This is a genomic window from Acidilobus aceticus, assembly GCF_055392325.1.
In genome coordinates this window covers 826,290-843,178 of the sequence record NZ_AP042407.1, presented here as the reverse complement: position 1 = coordinate 843,178, position 16,889 = coordinate 826,290, and the positions used below count along the sequence as shown (strand labels likewise).

The following is a 16,889-nucleotide window of genomic DNA, read 5'->3' as shown; positions in this document are numbered from 1 at the left end:
ATACCTGGGGTTCAACTTGTCAGGCATGTCGCCTGAGGACCTCTCCAAGCTCACCCTAGTCTCAAGCCCGGCGGCCTCGCCCGACGGCTCCAGGGCCCTGTTCGTGGCCTCAAGGCCTAACCTTCAGCAGAACAGGTACGACAGCTCCATATGGCTCTACGACGGCAGGTCCTACTACCCCGTGACCTCGGGCCCTGGGGACTCCTGCCCCGCCTGGTCCCCGGACGGCCAGTCGATAGCATTCATCAGGACAGTGAGGCAGGAGGGGCAGCCGGCCCAGACCTCCGTCATGTTAATGAGGCCCGGCTATGAGCCCGTGCCCCTCTTCACCTGGGGCTTCGGGGCCTCAGCAATATCGTGGTCCCCTGCGGGGAGCTCAATAGCTTTCCTGGCCAGGAGGCCGCTGGGGCAGGGCGAGTGGAAGGACTACTCCAAGAGGGAGGCCCTGGTGATAGAGAGGCTCCCGCCCTTCTTCAACGGGGAGGGCTACATATTTGACAGGCCCAGGAACATCTACCTGGTCAGCGCCAACGGAGGGGAGCCCAGGAGGCTGACCTCCCACGCGCTTGACGTGAGCGACTTCGCCTGGTCCCCGGACGGCAGGAGCATAGCGTACGTTAAGCAGCTCGAGGAGGTGCACGCCCAGTACGACGAGCTGAGGCTCATTAACGTTGAGACTGGCGAGGACGTGCAGCTGCTCTCCAAGGTCTCGATAGCTGGCCTGGCCTGGTCCCCGGACGGCAACAGCATTGCCCTGCTCATGCACAGGTTCGAGAGGGGGCTCTCGAGCCACTACAAGCTTCACTCCTATAACTTGAAGACCGGGGAGTTGACGAAGGTAGAGCTTGGCCTCGACAGGAACCTGCTCAACAGTGTCAACAGCGAGGCCAGGGGGCCCTCCTGCACTAAGCCAATACAGGCCTCGGGCGGCTGGCTCTACTTCAGCGTCAGCGACGCCGGCAGGGCGTGGCTGTACAGGGCGACCCTCAGCGGCAGGGTGGAGCCCGTGCTCAGGCCTGAGGACGCTGTGATCGACGACTTCAGCGTGGCCCAGTCCTCCGACGTGGTCTACTACACGCAGATGAACGAGTCCGAGCCCGCGGAGCTCTACGTGCTAAGGGGGACCTCGGGCAAGAGGCTCACGTCCTTCAACGACGACTTCCTAAGGCAGGCCTCGCTGCCGAGGGCCTTCAAGGCCAGGGCAAGGGCGAGGGACGGCACGGAGCTTGACTTCTGGGCGCTGCTGCCCAGGGACGCCAAGGGGAAGGTGCCGTGGGTGCTCTACATACATGGAGGGCCTAAGACGAGCTACGGCTACGGCTTCATGGTGGCCTTCCACGTCCTCGCCTCGGCTGGGATAGCTGTGGTCTACGGCAACCCGAGGGGGAGCGACGGCTACAGCGAGGACTTCGCTGACATAAGGGGCAGGTGGGGCACCGTGGACTACGAGGACCTCATGACTATTGCTGACGAGGCCACGAGGCAGTTCCAGCAGCTCGACCCCGGCAGGGCGGGCGTGGCCGGCGGGAGCTACGGGGGGTTCATGACCAACTGGGTTATAACCCACACCTCAAGGTTCAGGGCAGCCATGACTGAGAGGAGCTGCGTGGAGTTCTACAGCGACTGGGGCACAAGCGACATAGGCTGGTTCTTCGACGAGGACCAGCTGATGGCCCAGCCTCCGTGGAAGTCGGCCGAGCAGTACCTCAAGGCGAGCCCGATGACCTACATAGAGTCCGTTACAACGCCGCTGCTCATAATGCACGCCCTTGAGGACTACAGGTGCCCCGTGAGCCAGGCCCTCCAGCTCTTCACCGCGCTCAAGGTGCTCGGCGTTGAGGTTAAGCTGGCCCTCTTCCCCGGCGAGGACCACGACCTGACCAGGAGCGGCAGGCCCAAGACAAGGGTTGAGTACCTCAAGCTGATGCTTGACTGGATGAAGGGCCACCTGGGTGAGGGCAGGTGAGCGAGCCCAGGCTGAGCTCGAGCGAGGAGCTCTGCTCGGGGGCCAGGGTGAGGCTTGAGAGGGTAAGGTTCTCCTACAACGGCAGGGAGTTCGACGCCGACAGGGTGACCTTCGGCCTCTCAGTGGCAGTGCTGCCCGTGCTTGAGGACGGCAGGGTCATACTTGAGAGGCAGTGGAGGCCCGCCACTGGCTCCTGGGTCCTTGAGGCCCCGGCGGGCAGGGTTGAGCGGGGCGAGACGCCCGAGGAGGCGGCCATGAGGGAGCTGGAGGAGGAGACGGGCTACAGGGCGTCAAGGCTGACAAAGGTTTACGAGGCCTACGTGAGCCCGGGCTACAGCGATGAGGTGCAGCACGGCTACATAGCTGAGGGCCTGACAAGGGTTGGCCAGAGGCTTGAGCCTGACGAGGTCATAAGCCTCGCCTTCATGAGGCCCGAGGAGGCCCTTGGGCAGGCGAGGGACCTCAAGACCATAGCCCTGTTGGAGGCCTACGTCAACTTAAGGCGGGGCTAAATCTGTAGAAAGATATAACGGTCACGGGGCCACATGATTTCAGGTGGGCCATGCAGTCCCAGCTAAGCCTAACTGAGGAGGACATGAGGAAGATAGAGGCCTACTGCAGGGACGAGCTGGGCACATACCTGCTCTACGAGGCCCTGGCGGACGAGGAGGAGGGCGAGCTCTCGCAGAAGCTGAGGCAGGCAGCCGAGCAGGAGAGGGGCCACTACCTCTTCTGGAGGTCCCTCCTAGGCAGGGACTGCCAGGCGTCGCCGCCGGGCAGGGCTTTCAGGCTGCTTTACAAGGTCTTTGGGCCGGTGTTCACCTTGGAGGCCCTGGAGAGGAGGGAGGCCAGCGCCGCGAGGGAGTACAGGAGGTTCATGCCCAGGATGCCCCAGGAGCTCAGGCCAAGGCTTGAGCAGATAATAGCCGACGAGGAGGGCCACGAGTCGGAGTTCCTCAGGGGGCTCAAGGACGTCAGGGTTGAGTACCTGGGCTTCGTGGCCCTCGGGATGGCAGATGCGATAACTGAGCTAGTTGGCGTCTACGCTGGCTTCCTGGGGGCCACGGCGAGGACCCTCATAGTTGGGCTCGCCGGCCTCCTGGTGGGCTTCTCGGCAGCCATATCCATGGCCGCGGCTGCCTTCCTGCAGTCCAGGCAGGAGGGGACCACGAGGCCAGGCCTCAGCGCGGCGGCCACGGGCCTCTCCTACTTCGTGACGGCCCTGCTGCTGGGCATACCTTACCTGCTGCTGAGCAGCACCGCCGAGGCCCTGGCGGCGTCCCTGATGATAGGCATAGGTGTCCTGGCGGCGTTCCACTTCTACAGCGCCACGGTCAACGGGACCAGCTTCGCCAGGGAGCTCGGCCTGGGGCTGCTGATACTCCTCGGGGCCACCGCCGCGGGCCTCCTGTTCGGCGACGTGATAGGGAGGGCCTTCCACCTCACGGGCCTCTTCTCTGTGGCGCTTCAGGCCCTGAGGTAGCCTCATACCTCTTTTATTGATCTTCACTAATTAGGCCACGAGGACCAGGTAACAGGCGGGGGTCGGTCTTGTCCCAGTCAAAGGTCGACAAGTACACCGTGATAGAGCTGAGGCTGACTGACGCGGAGCTGGCGGCCCTTGAGAGGAGGGCCAAGGACGCTGGCTACCAGGACGTGAGGTCGTACCTGGAGGCCATAGTCAAGGGCGGGGGCCCTTCTCCCCCGGCCCAGGGGGAGAGCTTAGAGGGGCTTGCCAAGAGGCTCGAGAGGCTAATACAGGACATGCTGAACCCGTTCACCCAGAAGGTGGACGACCTGGCCAAGAGGCTGGCCCAGATAGAGGAGGACATAGAGTCGCTGAGGCAGGAGAGGCAGGCGCAGCCGCAGGCCGAGAGGAGGGAGGCCGAGGCTGGGGGCAGGCAGGGTGGCAGCACGGCGGTTGAGAGGCTGAGGAGGCAGGGGGTGGTCTTCCAGGAGGAGCTGCCGTGGCTCAAGGCCCCTGACAAGTTCTTCGCCAAGCTGGGCAGGGAGGGGGCGGTGGTGCTCACCCTGAGCGACGGCAAGGCGGCGGTGGACCCGGAGTTCTGGAAGAAGTTCGTGGCCGAGGTGGAGTCCACCTCGCTCAAGGACCCGAGGCAGGTGAGCGACAAGGTGCAGGCTGACATGGGTGACAGGGCGGCAGCGCTGTTCAACAAGATGGTGAGGAGCGGCCTCATAATATACGACGAGGACACAAAGAAGTGGAGGGTGGCTAAGACCGCTGGGAAGGGGAGCGGCGGGCCGCCGGAGTACGAGGCCGAGGAGGACGAAGAGGACGAGGAGGGCTACCTCTGAATGCCATAAGGGGTTACGTAAACGCGCCGCAGGCAGGCTAATTAGCTTGGGCCAGCCTCAGGGGCTCAGTGTCGGGCTTGAAGTTCGCTGAGCTCCTTAACCTCATGGCGGAGCTCGACGAGAGGACTGGCTACCCAATGCCAGTGCCCCCGGGGTTCGCGTCGAGGTGGTCCGAGGGCCTTGGCCTTGGGAGGAGGGGGAGCGGGAGGCTGCTCTTCACCGGGGCCCTCTACCAGCTGGTGCCCTACATAGAGGGCACGGTGGAGCTCCTCCGAAGCCTTGAGAGGGCCGAGGGGGTCGGCTGGGCGGCCCTGAGGGCCGCGAGGGTGGCCTCAAGGAGGCTCGACCTCTCGCTGCTCGTCAGGCCTGACCCCGAGCTCGTGGAGTGGTCAAGGAGGGTCCTGAGGTCGATGGCGAGGCTGCTGCTCGCCTCCGGCGCGGAGTTCGACTACGTGCCCGAGCTCTCTGACATGTACAGCGGGGCGCTGCTCAGGGACTACGGCATGGCTGAGGCCTTCAGGAGGCACGCCGAGAGGGTGGTGAGGGCTGTGAGGTCCGCCGGCTACGAGGAGCTCATAGTGGTGGACCCCCACACCATGGAAACCGTCACCAGGGGCTACCAGGAGGTCCTCGGGGAGGGCCTAAAGGCTGTGAACTACATGGAGCTCGTGAGGCCCACGGCCAGGCGCGGGCTGGCGGCGACCGTGCACGACTCGTGCGTGTACGCGAGGAAGCTCGGCATTGTAGACAGGCCCAGGGAGCTCCTGAGGGAGGCGGGCGTCAACGTGAAGGAGGTCAGCAGGTCCGGCAGGTGGACCTACTGCTGCGGCGGCCCCCTCGAGGCCCTCCTCCCCTCGCTTGCCCAGGCTGTGGCGGCGACCAGGGTCAGGGAGCTGGCGGGCGCGGGCGACACGGCGATAACCATGTGCCCCATATGCTACGTGAACCTCCGCAGGGCCTCGAGGTCCTCAGGGGTCCCGATAAGGCTCCTTGACCTGGCCGAGGTGATAGGCGGTGAGTGACGAGCTCCTCGAGGGGTACGCCAGGGCCATACTGAGGGCCCTGGAGGACCCAGACCTTCAGGAGGCCCTCCACACCTACGTGCCTGGCTCCGAGGAGAGGGTGAGGAGGTTCCTGGAGTCCAGGCCTGACATAGTCCAGCTGGCCAGGGAGGTCAAGGCAATAAAGGAGTACTCCATAGCCCACATGGACGAGCTCATAGACGAGGCCATGAGGTCGCTTAAGTCTGTTAACGCGGTCCCCCACTACGCCGCCGACGCCAGGGAGGCCAGGGAGCTGGCCCTCAGCCTGGTGGGCAGGGGCAAGGTTGTAGTCATGTCGAAGTCCATGACTGCCGAGGAGCTTGGCATAAGGGAGGCCCTGGAGGAGGCCGGCAACGAGGTCTGGGAGACCGACCTGGGGCAGCTGCTCGTGCAGCTTGAGGGAGGGAAGCCCATGCACTCCATAGCGCCTGCAATACACATGACTGTGGCCAGGGTGGCGCAGCTGCTGAGGGACAGGCTGGGCCTTGACGTCAGCCCCAGCGACTCGCCCCAGCAGATGGTGGCCAAGGTGAGGGAGTTCCTCAGGTCCAAGTTCGTAAGCGCAGACGTGGGCATAAGCGGGGGCAACGCGCTGGCCGCCAGGGAGGGGGCCCTGCTGCTTGTCGAGAACGAGGGCAACATAAGGATGGTCACGAACCTGCCCAGGCTTCACATAGCCTTCGTGGGGGTCGAGAAGCTGGTCCCGACGATGCTTGACGCATTCAAGGTAATACTCGTGCAGGCGGCCTTCGCCGGCCTCTACCCGCCCACCTACGTAAGCCTCATAGCCGGCCCGAGCAGCACCGGCGACATAGGGCACAGGAGGGTCTACGGCGCCCACGGCCCCGTTGAGGTCCACGTTGTCCTTGTGGACCACGGCAGGAGGGCGGCAGCCAAGGACGTGGTGCTCAGGGAGCAGCTCAGGTGCATAAGGTGCGGCTACTGCCAGTTCGTCTGCCCCGTGTGGGGCCAGGTGGCAAACAACTGGGGAGGCTCAACGTACGGTGGGCCCATGGGCGTCAACTGGACTGCCATAACCGAGGGAGTTGACAGGGGCGCGGCCCTGGCGATGCTCTGCCTCGGCTGCGGCAGGTGCGACGTGGCGTGCCCCGTCGAGATACCCATCTCCGGCATACTCGCTGACCTGAAGAGGAGGTTCGCATCATCCCTTTGACTTGCTAACCCTGAGCTGGTGGCTCCTGGGGAACTCGAAGTCAATGAGCCTCCTGAGCAGCTGCCTCAGCTCCTCCTCGCCCACCTCGTAGGTGGCGTTCTTGAAGCCGTGCTCCGTGACTGAGAAACCGTCGCCCCTCTTCCTGGTGATCTCAAGCCAGCGGTCCCCCTTGAAGCTCTCGACCCTGAGGGTCTCGCCGTCCTTGAGCTTAAGCGACTGGGATATCACCAGCCTGTCGGCGGAGCCCGCTGGGACCCACGGCAGCCCAGCTCACCTCGGCTCGAGGGCCCGTATGGAATAATACGTTTAAATTACTACTGGCAGTAGTAACAAGGATTCCCATGTCGGGCAGGAGGCTTCCGGTGATAGTGGCCAGCGCCACGGTGACCATGTTCGCCTGGGGAGTGGTGCTCGCGCTGGCGCCGCTGCTGACCGAGTGGCCCGTGGTCCCCAGCAGCTACGACGTGTACCTCCTGGTCGCCTCCCCCGCCTCCCTCCTGGCCGGCAGCCTCACAATGGGCAGGTTCACGGACGCCTTCGGCAGGAAGAGCGGCTTCATAGTTGACATGGTGCTCTTCGCCGCCTCCATACCGTTTATACTGTTCGCCACCGGCCCCCTGGACCTCATAGCCGGCATAGCCCTCGCGGAGTTCTCGCTGGGCGGCGACGAGACCACCCTGCTGGCCTACCTCGCCGAGGAGGCGCCGGAGGCCCACAGGGGCAAGATACTTGTGGGGGTCACAAACGCCGCAAACGTGGGCGCCCTCACGGCTTCAGCCATATCGCTCGTCACGAGCTTTTCGGTGGGCCTCCAGAGGCTCGCCTTCGCCCTCCTGCTGGCATCGGCAGTGCCCGTGATAGTTGTCACCAGGTTCATGGCGCCGGAGTCCTTCAGGTGGCTCAAGTACAGGTCAGGGGAGAGGGTCTCGCTGGGGAGGGGCGACTACGCGGTCAGGGTTTACCTCCTGCTGACCATGGCCATAACTGTCGTGCTCACCTACGCCCTCATGGCCCTGGTCATAGGTCCCTACCTGTTCCCCAGGCTGACGAGCCTGATAGTGTTCACCTACAACCTGGGCGAGTCCCTCGCCGGCTTCGCCCTCCTGCCTATAATAGACTCAACAAGCAGGAGGACGTTCCCGTTCATAGCATACCTCGGGGGCGTCATAACCATGGCCCTGTTCATACCCCAGTACGTGGCGGCCAGGTCGTCACTGATGGCGTTTGAGTCCCTGCTCTTCCTCAACGGGGTCTTCGGCGAGATGGCCTGGGCGGCCAGGGTGATCCTGGAGCCCGAGCTGTTCCCCACGAGGCTCAGGGCCACCGGGGTTGGCGCAGTGAGGGCGGCGGCCTACGCGCTCTACACGGCCTCCATATTCTTCACGCAGCCCTTCAGCGAGTTCTCGTACCTGGTCTACAACGTGGGCCTGTGGGCTGTTGGCCTCTCAGGTGCGGCCCTCTGGCTCGCCAGGGGCGTGGACACGGCGCGCAGGCCCCTTGAGGCCATATCAGATATACAGGTCCCCGCGAGGAAGCGCTAGCCCTTGCCCTGGAGGGCCTCGTCTATGGCCTTCATGTCGTCGTCCTTCAGGCTCACGCTGAGGGCCTCGACCGCCTCGTCTATGTGAGAGGCCTTGGTGGCGCTGGTTATGGGTATGAGCGTGACGCCCAGCTGCTCCGACCTCTTGATCACCCAGGCCAGGGCGAGCTGGGCCATGGTTATGCCCTTCGAGTCCGCGACCTCCTTCATGGCCCTCAGAACTGCCGCCGTCCTGTCGCTGAAGTACCTCTTGCGTATCTCATCCGTTATTGACGCCCTGCTCAGCTCCGGCACGGCCCACCTGTTCTCCTTGAAGTCGTAGTACTTGCCCGTCAGCACCCCCTGGGCCAGTGGGCTGTACACCATCACCGCCAGGCCGTACCTCTTGGCCACCTCAAGCCTGCCGTCCCTCTCTATGCCTCTCTCGAGTATGTTGTAGAGCTCCTGCATCGTTACGAAGCGGTCAGCCCCCACCCTGTCCGCCAGCTCCAGGAACTCGACAACGTCGTGGGCGGGGTGGTTGCTTATGCCCGTGTAGTTCACCAGGCCCATCCTCACCAGGTCCTGGAGGGCCCTCAGCGTCTCCAGCTTTGGGGTGTCGGGGTCCGGCCAGTGGAGCTGGTACAGGTCTATGTGGTCAGTGCCGAGCCTCCTCAGGCTCTCCCTCGCCTGCCACATTATGTGCTTCCTGCTGAGGCCCTCGCCGTTGGGCCACGCGGCCATCTGCCCCCTCACCTTGGTGGCCAGCACTATGGACTCCCTGTCAACGGTCGCCAGGAACTTGCCCACGACCCTCTCTGAGTTGCCGACGTGGTTCAGGTCCACGGGCTGCATTATGCCGTGGTACCTGTTGGCGGTGTCTATGAAGTTGACCCCGAGGTCGTAGGCCCTCCTCATGGCCTTCAGGGCCTCCTCCTCGTCGACCTTGAGGACCCCGAACTCGTCGACCTGCCTTGAGGGCGGCAGGTGCCACGTGCCCAGGCACAGCCTGGAGACCTTCACGCCGCTCCAGCCGAGCCTCACGTAAATCATTTCAGGTCAGTGAAGGCGAGGATGGAGGGCTTTTAGGCGTTTCTACCTTACCCCGGCCCTCCTGAGGAAGTCGTCCTTGTTCACCACGACCCTCTCGTGCACCCCGTCGCCTACCAGCCTCCCGCAGCACTCGGCCCTGAAGCTGAGCCTGGCCCTCTTGCCGTCGAAGTTCTCAACCCTCACCGTTACCCTGACTGTCGCCCCCTGGGGCGCGGGGGCCTTGTGCCTCAGCTCCACGTAGGTGCCTACCGTGGTGTACCCCGGGCTCACGGCCCCCGAGAGGCACCTTGAGGCCACGGACTCTACAAACGCGAGGAGGCTCGGGGTGGAGAGGACCTCCACGTCTCCTGAGCCAACGGAGACCGCCAGGTGGGCCCTCTCTACCCTGAAGTCGTCGCTGCACTCCACCAGCTCAGCCATTGGGGTCCCTTGGAAGCGATGTTAAGGTTATTAAGCCTCGGATAAAAAGGCTTAGCCTGACCGGGAGGACGCCCCGCGCGAACTGACCCGCGTCCCGGGTCTGCGTGTGCGCGAGGCTTTCCCCAGCCCGGTGCTTAGCCTTGAAGTTCATAGTGATGGTGGGGCCCGCGGGCTCCGGCAAGAGCACACTAACCATGCAGTTAGCCTCAGCCATGGAGTCCCTCGGGGCCACGGTGGTCAAGGTGAACTTTGACCCGGCCGAGGACAAGCCGCCCTACGACCCTGACGTCGACGTGAGGGACTACGTGACGGCGGAGGAGTTCATGGAGAAGGGCCTAGGGCCGAACGGGGCCCTGGTGAGCGCCATAGACTCGCTGATAAACCACGTGGACAAGGTCAGGGAGGAGGTCGAGCAGTTCAGGCCGGACTACGTGATAGTGGACACCCCGGGCCAGCTGGAGCCCTTCGCATACAGGGTGGGAGGCCCCCTGGTGCTCGACGCCCTCATACAGGACGACAAGGCTGTCACCGTGTTCCTCATGGACTCAGTGTTCTTCGAGAGCCCAGCCGACATAGTGTCCATACTGACCCTGGCGTCCTCCGTTAACGTGAGGCTCAGGAGGCCGCAGGTAAACGTGATCAGCAAGGCCGACCTGCTGAGCCCTGAGGTCGTGAACAACGTGCTCCCCATGCTGCACGAGGAGGGCTACCTCGAGGCGGCGGTCAGGGACTCGAAGGTGCTGAGCGGCACCGAGCTCAACCTGTCGCTGAGCCTCGCCAGGGCCCTGTACGAGGCGGGCTACATAGGTGAGATACTTCCCGTCAGCGCCTACGACGACGTGAGCCTGAAGGAGCTCTACGGCAAGGTGCAGGAGGTCCTCGAGGGAGGGGACGACTACAGGATATACGACGTTGACGAGGATCAGGGGGACTGAGTCAGGCTTACCAGCGCCAGGTAGCTTATCCCCCTGGACCTGTAGTTCAGGAGGGAGTTGATCGCCAGGCTAGTGATGTTGTCCACCTCAACTGTTATGTAGACCTTCTCGACCCTCGCCAGGGCCTCCTCGGTGGCCACGCTTGAGAGGCTTATGCCCACCTTCCTGCTCCTGTACTCGGGGTCCACGAAGAGGGAGCCCAGGTACCACCAGCCCTCGGCCATGGCGTAGGTGGCGGCCACCCCCACCAGCCTCTCGCCGTCCCACGCCCCAAAGGCGGTGCCCCTCATTATCATGTCGTCAGCCCACTGGGCCCTTGACTCGTCCCACTTGGAGAGGAGGTCCCTGAGGTCCTCTATGTGGTGCTCGTCCAGCGTCGAGAACTGGATGAAGTCCGGCCTCCCCTCGAACCTCCTGAAGCTGGCCCTGTCAACCTCCATGACGTGAAAGGCCGTCAGGCCCTCGACCCTGGCCCCGCCCTTAACCAGCTCCTGTATCACGCCGAAGTTTGACGTTGATACCCAGGCCCTGCCGTAAGACCTGAGGTAGTCAAGCGCGGCCCCTAGGGCGCCGGAGCAGGGCCCCCTGCACACGACGTCTATGAAGTAGTCCTCCGAGTAGTTGGACCTCTGGAGGCCAACAACGTCGCCGTCTACCTCCCTCACCTCCTCGAGGGAGCTGAGCCACTGGGTGCCCTCAAGGGAGCCGAGGAGGAATATCGAGGGCATGTCCATGGTGTCCCTCAGGAGCCTCGCGCCGTCCTCGCTCAGCATGCTGGCACCGCTGAAGCATTGTCATCAAGGCTTAAAAATCCTGAGCCTTAGCCCTGAGCCCAGTGGGAACGTGGACAGGGCGGTCGCAGTTATAGGCGCTGGAACCATAGGGGGTGCAATAATCAAGGGCCTCCTGAGGGCCGGAGGGGGCTACAGGGTAGTCGCCACCGCCAGGAGCAGCTCAACCGTGGAGAGGCTCAGGGGCCTGGGAGTCGATGCCACCACGGATAACGTTGAGGCCGTCAGGGAGGCCGACCTGGTGATCCTCACCGTCAAGCCCTACGTCGTGGCTGACGTGCTCAGGGAGGTGGCGGCCGAGCTCGAGGGCAAGCCGCTCGTGTCCCTCGCGGCGGCGGTCAGCACGGGCTACATAGCCTCGAGGGCCCCGAAGGCCAAGGTGATAAGGGGGATGACAAACATAAACGTAGAGGTTAACGAGGGCTTCACCACGCTCTCGGCCGGCCCCAACTGCGACCAGGCCGCCAGGTCGGCCGCCGAGGAGCTCTTCAGGAGGCTCGGCACGGTGGAGTGGGTTGACGAGAGGTACATGGACGCCCTCACCGCCCTGAGCGGCAGCGCCCCGGCGTTCATAGCGGAGGTAATAGACGCGCTGGCCCTGGGCGGCATAGCGGCCGGCCTCCCGAGGGACCTGGCATACAGGGCCACCCTCATGGCTATGATGGGCACCTCCAGGAACCTGCTCGAGACCGGCAGGCCTCCCCACCAGGTCAGGGACATGGTGCTGACCCCCGCCGGCACAACCATAAGGGGGGTCATGGTGCTCCAGGGCAACGGGCTCAAGAGGACGCTCATGGAGGCCGTGCTGGAGGCCACCAGGAGGGCCAAGGAGATGAGGGACGAGATGGGCCTCTCCTAGGGCTTTAGGCGTACCTAAAATTAATAAGGGGCTGGACACAACTATAGATATGGAGTAGCCCCTTCCTGGCAGGGGGTGATGGCCAGAGGTGATGCCGCTTGATATCGAGGAGCCTGCTGAGGCACGCGTCAAGGCTGTTCCTGGTCACCGGGCTGGCGGGCCTCCCGCTGGCCGTCTACGAGCTCTACCTCGGCCTCGGGAGGGGCTACTACCTGCTTCAGGCTGACGGCTACCACGCCCTGTTCGACTCCCTCCTCGCGGTGCTGTACGCCGTCCTGCTGAAGGTCGCCTACAGGAGGTCCAGGTCGTTCCCCTGGGGCCTCTACAACGCCGAGGGCATAGTGACCATACTGGTGTCCATATTCGTGGTCTACCTTGTGGCCTCGGCCTTCGCCGACTCACTCGCCGGCCCCCAGGTGATGCCCTCCTGGACCTCCTGGATACTCTGGGCCAGCGCCGCCCTCTCGGCGTCAGTTGCCATAGCCGAGGTCAGGTATATGAGGCTGCTCATAGTGAAGTCGGACCTGATGCACGCCAGCGTCGACACCGCCCTTGACTTAGTCGCGGGGGGAGTGATATCGACGGCTTACTTCAGCCTCACGCCTGTGGTGTTGGGCGCTATGATGTTGGTAGTCCTCTACAACGCGGTTGAGAGCTCCTGGACCTCGCTCCAGTCGCTGCTGGGCGCCGAGGTCTTCGGCACCGGCCTCAGGGAGGCCATAGGCAGGGGCATAGCAGCCATGGGGCTGAGGCCCCTCAGGATATACGTGGCCAGGGCCGGCTCCTTCTACCTGGTGCAGGCCATAATAGCGCTGCCGCCGGAGACGACGCTGGCAAGGGCCTACAGGATCAAGAAGAGAGTGTCTCGCCTCATAGCATCCTTTGACGGCGTGGCCATCGCCGACGTCAGGGTGGTCCCGAGCTCTGAGCTGAGGCAGCAGGGGGCTAGAGCTCGTCGGACAGCCTCTTATCTTTGATCGCCAGCCCGGGCAGCTCCCCCTCCTCCTTCAGCTCCTCCTCGAACGACTTCACCTGCCTCGCCCTGCTCTCTATGGCGAAGGAGCACCTGCCGTCTGGCAGCATGGCCTTCTTCTCACAGTAGGCGTACCTGCACTGGGTGCCCACGCACCTGTCGCCCACCAGCGAGCACATGGCTACCTTTACAGGCCTTCCCCTGTAGTGCTCAACCGACACCCTCAGCGCCCTCTGGCCGCACCTGAAGAAGGGGCACAGGGGGTTGCACCTGTCCCCTATGGGCTTTGGCCTTGGCTCCTGCCTAGTCCCCTGGCTGGCCTCGGGCCTCGGGTCCCCTTGTCTTCTGTGGCCGAAGCTCACAGCTGTTCCGCCCTTCGCTCAGGGGAAGTAGTTAGGGACGAAGCCATTTAAGCATTATATAATATGGCTCCTCCCCTACCTGGCCAGTGGTGGCGACGATGAACGTCTTCTTGACGCTGTGGCTCAGCCTCCCGGCCCTCACCAGCTCAACGGGGTCGAAGGGCTCGTCGGGGTCGTAGTAGTGTATTATGAACGGGGCGTGCTCCAGCCCCGGCCCCTTCCTGTAGGCCACAAAGGAGGCCCCGTACTTGAGGCCTGACCTGACCACGAGCCCCCTTGACCTCAGGGACCTGTAGAGCAGGTACAGCTTCTCCTGCCTGCCGGTGAGCCCCAGGGCCTCCTTCAGGCTGCTGAAGTCAAGGACCCTGCCGTCCTCGCCCTCGACCTCTATCATGCCCCTTTCAACCAGGTACAGGGCCTCCAGGGGGTCAAGGACGAGGGGGGACGATATGGAGCTCGGGTCCCTGACCTTCTCCACGCCCATGGGCCTGCCGTAGAAGCCGATGGAGTAGAGCCTCCTGGAGCCCTCCACAGAGGGGACTACCACGACGCCGCCTATTAACTTGGCCCTGACGGGCTCAGCTGAGGAGTCCAAGGCCGACTAGCCTCACGTAGGTCGAGGCGTTGTAGGCGCAGTCTACAGCGTCCTCGAAGGAGTCTATGACCTCCTTGAGCATGAGCAGCTTGGCGGCCTCGTTGGAGTACTTCTCGGCCACCATGGCCAGCGCCTCGCGGTATATGGCGTCGGCCCTCTTCTCAGACTCGCTGACCAGGTCGAACTTGTCGTCGAGGAGCTTCCTCCTCGCGGCCGGGTCCTTCACAGGGCCCTCGCTGGCCCTCAGCATGTCGACCAGGGCTATTGAAGAGCCCTGCAGCTCCCTCAGCAGGCCCCTGACGCTCTCCACGAGGCCCTCGGGCAGGTTCCTCTCAAGGCTGAGGCTCAGCAGGAGCCTGTAGGTGCCCGCCTCGAGCCTGCTCATTATGCACTCCATCTGCAGGGCGGCCTCTATGTAGAACTCCTTGTAGGCTATGAGGCTGAGCCTCCCGTTGGCTATGTAGTCGAGGAGCCCCTCCTTGCCCTTGGTGACCACGTCCCTGAACTGGAGCAGGTCCTGCCTGTAGGTCTTCTCAATGAGCTCCGGCGAGATGGGGGCCGAGCTGAGCACCTGGAGCATGTGGCTCGAGGTGTCCTCAACCCCCTGGGCCATAGTTATGAGCCTCTCAATGATGGTGTTGGAGGTGATGCTCTCTCCCATTATTAACACCGGCCGGGCTGTATAGTCGCGCGTAACCATATAAGTTTAGCGTTAGGCGAACACGTGAGGGTCAGGCGTGGCCAGGAAGCTCATAGTGTTTGACTGCAGGGATGTCAGGGTCGTGGACCCGTCCCAGCTGTCCCAGCTGGACAGGGAGGGGCCCGGGGACCTGTTCATAGTGTTGATAGACGGGGACGTCATAGCCAGCGGCAGGCTGACGGTGGTCAGGAACATAGTGGAGGGCCAGCAGGAGGCCCAGCAGGCCCCCGCCGCCCAGCAGGCCCAGCAGGGCAGGGCGGTCGGCGTGGCCGCAGTCCTTGACCAGATGTTCAGGGGCTACTACCCTGACGTCATAGAGAGGGAGGAGCCTGACGTCGAGCTCCACGTGATAGTCGGGAGGGGCCTCCAGGCGCCCCAGCAGGCGGGGCCCAGGAGGGTGCTGGAGCCAGCCAACGACGACTTCGACGTGCTTAAGGTCGTTGAGAGGGTCGCCAGGGGGGCCAGGAGGGTGCTCTTCTTCACGGGCGACAAGAGGCTCGCCGGCCAGGCCGAGGTCACGGCCTCGCAGCTGGGCAACGTGGAGGTCCACTACATGCCCCCGAACGAGTTCCCGGGCAAGGAGAGCCTGGCCAAGGCGATGATAGAGGCCATAGAGAAGGCTAAGGCCTCCCTCCCCTCCACCTGAGGTAGAGGCTGTTGTCAACCCCCAGCGAGTCCAGGATCTTTCCAACCATGAAGTCTACCAGGTCCTCAACTGTCCTGGGCTTGGAGTAGAAGCCCGGGGCCAGAGGCATCACCACCGCCCCCATCTCAGCGAGCGAGAGCAGGTTCCTGAGCTCCGCCACCCCAAGCGGCGCCTCCCTGAAGGCCACCACGAGGGGCCTCCTGAGCCTAAGCATGGCAAGCGCCGCCCTGGCCACGAGGTTCAGCTCGAGGCCGTTGGCTATCAGGGCCACGGTCTTCATGCTGGCGGGCACTATTGCCATGCAGTCCGGCTGGCTGCTGGAGGAGGCCAGGGGGGAGGTCATGTCGTCCTCGCCGTAGGCCTGCGAGTACCTTGAGGCCAGCTCAAGGAGCTCGCCGGCCCTCATGCCCTCCTCAGCCTGGGCCACCAGGTCGGCGGACCTGGTCACAATTACCCCCGAGAGCCTGAGCCCCAGCTCTGAGGCGGCCTGAAGGAGCCTTATGCCGTACCTTACCCCGCTGGCCCCGGTTATCGCAACGGAGAGGGTGCCGCAGGGCAAGCCAATCACTCAGCCGGCGGCTTGTCCGCTATGCCTGCCTCAACCTCCTTCCTGTGCTCCTGGTAGAACTTCTCTATCTCCTCAATGGGGGGCAGCGCGTTGGCCCCAAGCATAGTAACCTTGAGGGCGGCCACGGCCTGGGCGTAGACTAGGGCGTCCCTGAGCTTATCGCCCCTTGAGAGCCTCAGCAGCATGGCGGCCGCGAAGGTGTCCCCGCTGCCCGTCGAGTCCCTGACCACGCTGACCTTGAAGGCCGGCACGTAGCCCGTGAAGTCGTCGCTGAGGGCGTAGAGCCCCCTGGGGCCCATCTTCACTATCACTGTGGAGGGCCCCACCCTCTGTATCTCCTCGGCGCAGGCCACGGGGTCCCTTATTCCGGTTAGGTTGGCGCACTCCCTGCTGTTAAGCTCAACTATGTCGACGAACTTTATGAGCCCCCTGAGGGCCTTCAGGCCAGCCATGCTGAGCCTCCTCCCGGGGTCCCAGGAGACCATGGCGTCGAGCTCCTTGGCCCTGACGGCCGCCCTGAGGCTCGTGTCGGGCCTCAGGCTGGCTATGTGGACGAACTTGCCCCTAGCTATGACCTTCTCGTCTATCTCGTCTGGGTCGAGCTTCTCCGCGCAGCCCTTGTAGCCGTAGAGCACTATGTTGCCCTCCTTGTCTATCATGAGCACTGAGAAGCCCGTCGAGCCGAAGCCAACCTTGAGGCCAGATATGTCGACCTTGCTCCTGACCAGCTCCTCGACTATCTGCCTGCCGAAGTTGTCAAGCCCTATCTTTGTTATTACGGCTGCCTTGCCCCCGAGCCTTGAGGTTATCAGGGCCACGTTTATCGCTGAGCCGCCGGGGCCCGTGCTCTGCTCCTCTATGTCAGCCTCCTCGTCGGGGGAGGCGAACTTGCTCACCGTGAACCTGAGGTCGACGAGCGCGTGCCCTATGGCGACGACGTCAAGGTCCTTCTGCTCCATAAGCTTGGAA

At 63.8% G+C, this 16,889-nt stretch carries 20 protein-coding genes; 11 read left to right on the top strand and 9 right to left on the bottom strand.

Features of this window, described 5'->3' with window-relative positions:
* Positions 1–25: 25 nt before the first annotated feature.
* The 6 genes from ACZ5OO_RS04400 (at position 26) to ACZ5OO_RS04375 (ending at position 6,499) form a co-directional block, all read left to right on the top strand.
* Positions 26–1,966, top strand: a complete 1,941-nt coding sequence (locus ACZ5OO_RS04400) for a S9 family peptidase (protein WP_464078557.1) — start codon at positions 26–28, stop codon at positions 1,964–1,966.
* Entirely contained in the window at positions 1,963–2,478 is a 516-nt protein-coding gene (locus ACZ5OO_RS04395; RefSeq protein ID WP_013265968.1) for an NUDIX hydrolase, read from the top strand. The genes ACZ5OO_RS04400 and ACZ5OO_RS04395 overlap by 4 nt, the downstream gene beginning before the upstream one ends.
* Positions 2,479–2,528: 50 nt before the next feature.
* On the top strand, positions 2,529–3,449 hold the full coding sequence (locus tag ACZ5OO_RS04390; RefSeq protein ID WP_013265967.1) for a VIT1/CCC1 transporter family protein: 921 nt from the start codon (positions 2,529–2,531) through the stop codon (positions 3,447–3,449).
* Between the two features lie 68 nt (positions 3,450–3,517).
* Positions 3,518–4,282, top strand: coding sequence for a hypothetical protein (locus ACZ5OO_RS04385; protein WP_464077909.1), 765 nt, complete (start codon positions 3,518–3,520; stop codon positions 4,280–4,282).
* Positions 4,283–4,359: 77 nt separating this feature from the next.
* Positions 4,360–5,304, top strand: coding sequence for a heterodisulfide reductase-related iron-sulfur binding cluster (locus ACZ5OO_RS04380; protein WP_464077908.1), 945 nt, complete (start codon positions 4,360–4,362; stop codon positions 5,302–5,304).
* Positions 5,297–6,499 carry an LUD domain-containing protein gene (locus tag ACZ5OO_RS04375; protein ID WP_464077907.1) on the top strand — a complete coding sequence of 401 codons (1,203 nt, stop codon included), beginning with the start codon at positions 5,297–5,299 and terminating at the stop codon, positions 6,497–6,499. The genes ACZ5OO_RS04380 and ACZ5OO_RS04375 overlap by 8 nt, the downstream gene beginning before the upstream one ends.
* Here the strand turns inward: ACZ5OO_RS04375 and ACZ5OO_RS04370 are convergent.
* Complete coding sequence (locus tag ACZ5OO_RS04370) at positions 6,488–6,727, bottom strand: hypothetical protein (RefSeq protein ID WP_013265963.1); 240 nt, start codon at positions 6,725–6,727, stop codon at positions 6,488–6,490. The two genes, ACZ5OO_RS04375 and ACZ5OO_RS04370, sit on opposite strands and share 12 nt — an antisense overlap.
* Positions 6,728–6,840: 113 nt before the next feature.
* Here ACZ5OO_RS04370 and ACZ5OO_RS04365 point away from each other — a divergent pair, with 113 nt between their 5' ends.
* Entirely contained in the window at positions 6,841–8,040 is a 1,200-nt protein-coding gene (locus tag ACZ5OO_RS04365; protein ID WP_464077906.1) for an MFS transporter, read from the top strand.
* Here the strand turns inward: ACZ5OO_RS04365 and ACZ5OO_RS04360 are convergent.
* A complete protein-coding gene (locus ACZ5OO_RS04360) occupies positions 8,037–9,071 on the bottom strand; it encodes an aldo/keto reductase (RefSeq protein WP_464077905.1) in 1,035 nt (344 codons plus the stop codon). The genes ACZ5OO_RS04365 and ACZ5OO_RS04360 overlap by 4 nt on opposite strands.
* Before the next feature lie 42 nt (positions 9,072–9,113).
* Complete coding sequence (locus ACZ5OO_RS04355) at positions 9,114–9,491, bottom strand: thioesterase family protein (protein ID WP_464077904.1); 378 nt, start codon at positions 9,489–9,491, stop codon at positions 9,114–9,116.
* 140 nt (positions 9,492–9,631) lie between these two features.
* Between ACZ5OO_RS04355 and ACZ5OO_RS04350 the strand changes: the two genes are divergently transcribed.
* The gene (locus ACZ5OO_RS04350) at positions 9,632–10,426 is read left to right on the top strand and encodes an ATP/GTP-binding protein (protein ID WP_464077903.1); all 795 of its coding nucleotides are present in this window, start codon (positions 9,632–9,634) and stop codon (positions 10,424–10,426) included.
* Here the strand turns inward: ACZ5OO_RS04350 and ACZ5OO_RS04345 are convergent.
* On the bottom strand, positions 10,414–11,199 hold the full coding sequence (locus ACZ5OO_RS04345) for a GNAT family N-acetyltransferase (protein WP_464077902.1): 786 nt from the start codon (positions 11,197–11,199) through the stop codon (positions 10,414–10,416). The genes ACZ5OO_RS04350 and ACZ5OO_RS04345 overlap by 13 nt on opposite strands.
* A 70-nt stretch (positions 11,200–11,269) precedes the next feature.
* On the opposite strand from ACZ5OO_RS04345, the gene proC reads away from it, so the two are divergent.
* The gene (proC, locus tag ACZ5OO_RS04340; protein ID WP_464077901.1) at positions 11,270–12,076 is read left to right on the top strand and encodes a pyrroline-5-carboxylate reductase; all 807 of its coding nucleotides are present in this window, start codon (positions 11,270–11,272) and stop codon (positions 12,074–12,076) included.
* 98 nt (positions 12,077–12,174) lie between these two features.
* A complete protein-coding gene (locus ACZ5OO_RS04335; RefSeq protein ID WP_464077900.1) occupies positions 12,175–13,053 on the top strand; it encodes a cation efflux transmembrane domain-containing protein in 879 nt (292 codons plus the stop codon).
* On the opposite strand, the gene ACZ5OO_RS04330 is transcribed toward ACZ5OO_RS04335, so the two are convergent.
* From ACZ5OO_RS04330 to ACZ5OO_RS04320, 3 genes are read right to left on the bottom strand one after another with little or no spacing between them, the layout of a single operon-like run.
* Positions 13,022–13,411, bottom strand: a complete 390-nt coding sequence (locus ACZ5OO_RS04330) for a hypothetical protein (RefSeq protein WP_013265955.1) — start codon at positions 13,409–13,411, stop codon at positions 13,022–13,024. The two genes, ACZ5OO_RS04335 and ACZ5OO_RS04330, sit on opposite strands and share 32 nt — an antisense overlap.
* 31 nt (positions 13,412–13,442) lie before the next feature.
* Positions 13,443–14,006: a tRNA-intron lyase gene (endA, locus tag ACZ5OO_RS04325; RefSeq protein ID WP_464077899.1), complete on the bottom strand. Its 564-nt coding sequence runs from the start codon at positions 14,004–14,006 to the stop codon at positions 13,443–13,445.
* Positions 13,990–14,667 (bottom strand): hypothetical protein, encoded by a 678-nt coding sequence (locus tag ACZ5OO_RS04320; RefSeq protein ID WP_464077898.1) that lies wholly within the window; start codon positions 14,665–14,667, stop codon positions 13,990–13,992. Before ACZ5OO_RS04320 ends, endA begins: the two co-directional genes overlap by 17 nt.
* 76 nt (positions 14,668–14,743) lie before the next feature.
* Here ACZ5OO_RS04320 and ACZ5OO_RS04315 point away from each other — a divergent pair, with 76 nt between their 5' ends.
* Positions 14,744–15,352 carry a hypothetical protein gene (locus tag ACZ5OO_RS04315; protein ID WP_464077897.1) on the top strand — a complete coding sequence of 203 codons (609 nt, stop codon included), beginning with the start codon at positions 14,744–14,746 and terminating at the stop codon, positions 15,350–15,352.
* Here ACZ5OO_RS04315 and ACZ5OO_RS04310 read toward each other — a convergent pair.
* Together ACZ5OO_RS04310 and ACZ5OO_RS04305 are read right to left on the bottom strand one after the other, a co-directional pair.
* Positions 15,327–15,920 (bottom strand): UbiX family flavin prenyltransferase, encoded by a 594-nt coding sequence (locus ACZ5OO_RS04310; RefSeq protein ID WP_464077896.1) that lies wholly within the window; start codon positions 15,918–15,920, stop codon positions 15,327–15,329. The genes ACZ5OO_RS04315 and ACZ5OO_RS04310 overlap by 26 nt on opposite strands.
* Complete coding sequence (locus ACZ5OO_RS04305; RefSeq protein WP_013265950.1) at positions 15,917–16,879, bottom strand: carbohydrate kinase family protein; 963 nt, start codon at positions 16,877–16,879, stop codon at positions 15,917–15,919. Before ACZ5OO_RS04305 ends, ACZ5OO_RS04310 begins: the two co-directional genes overlap by 4 nt.
* Positions 16,880–16,889 lie beyond the last annotated feature (10 nt).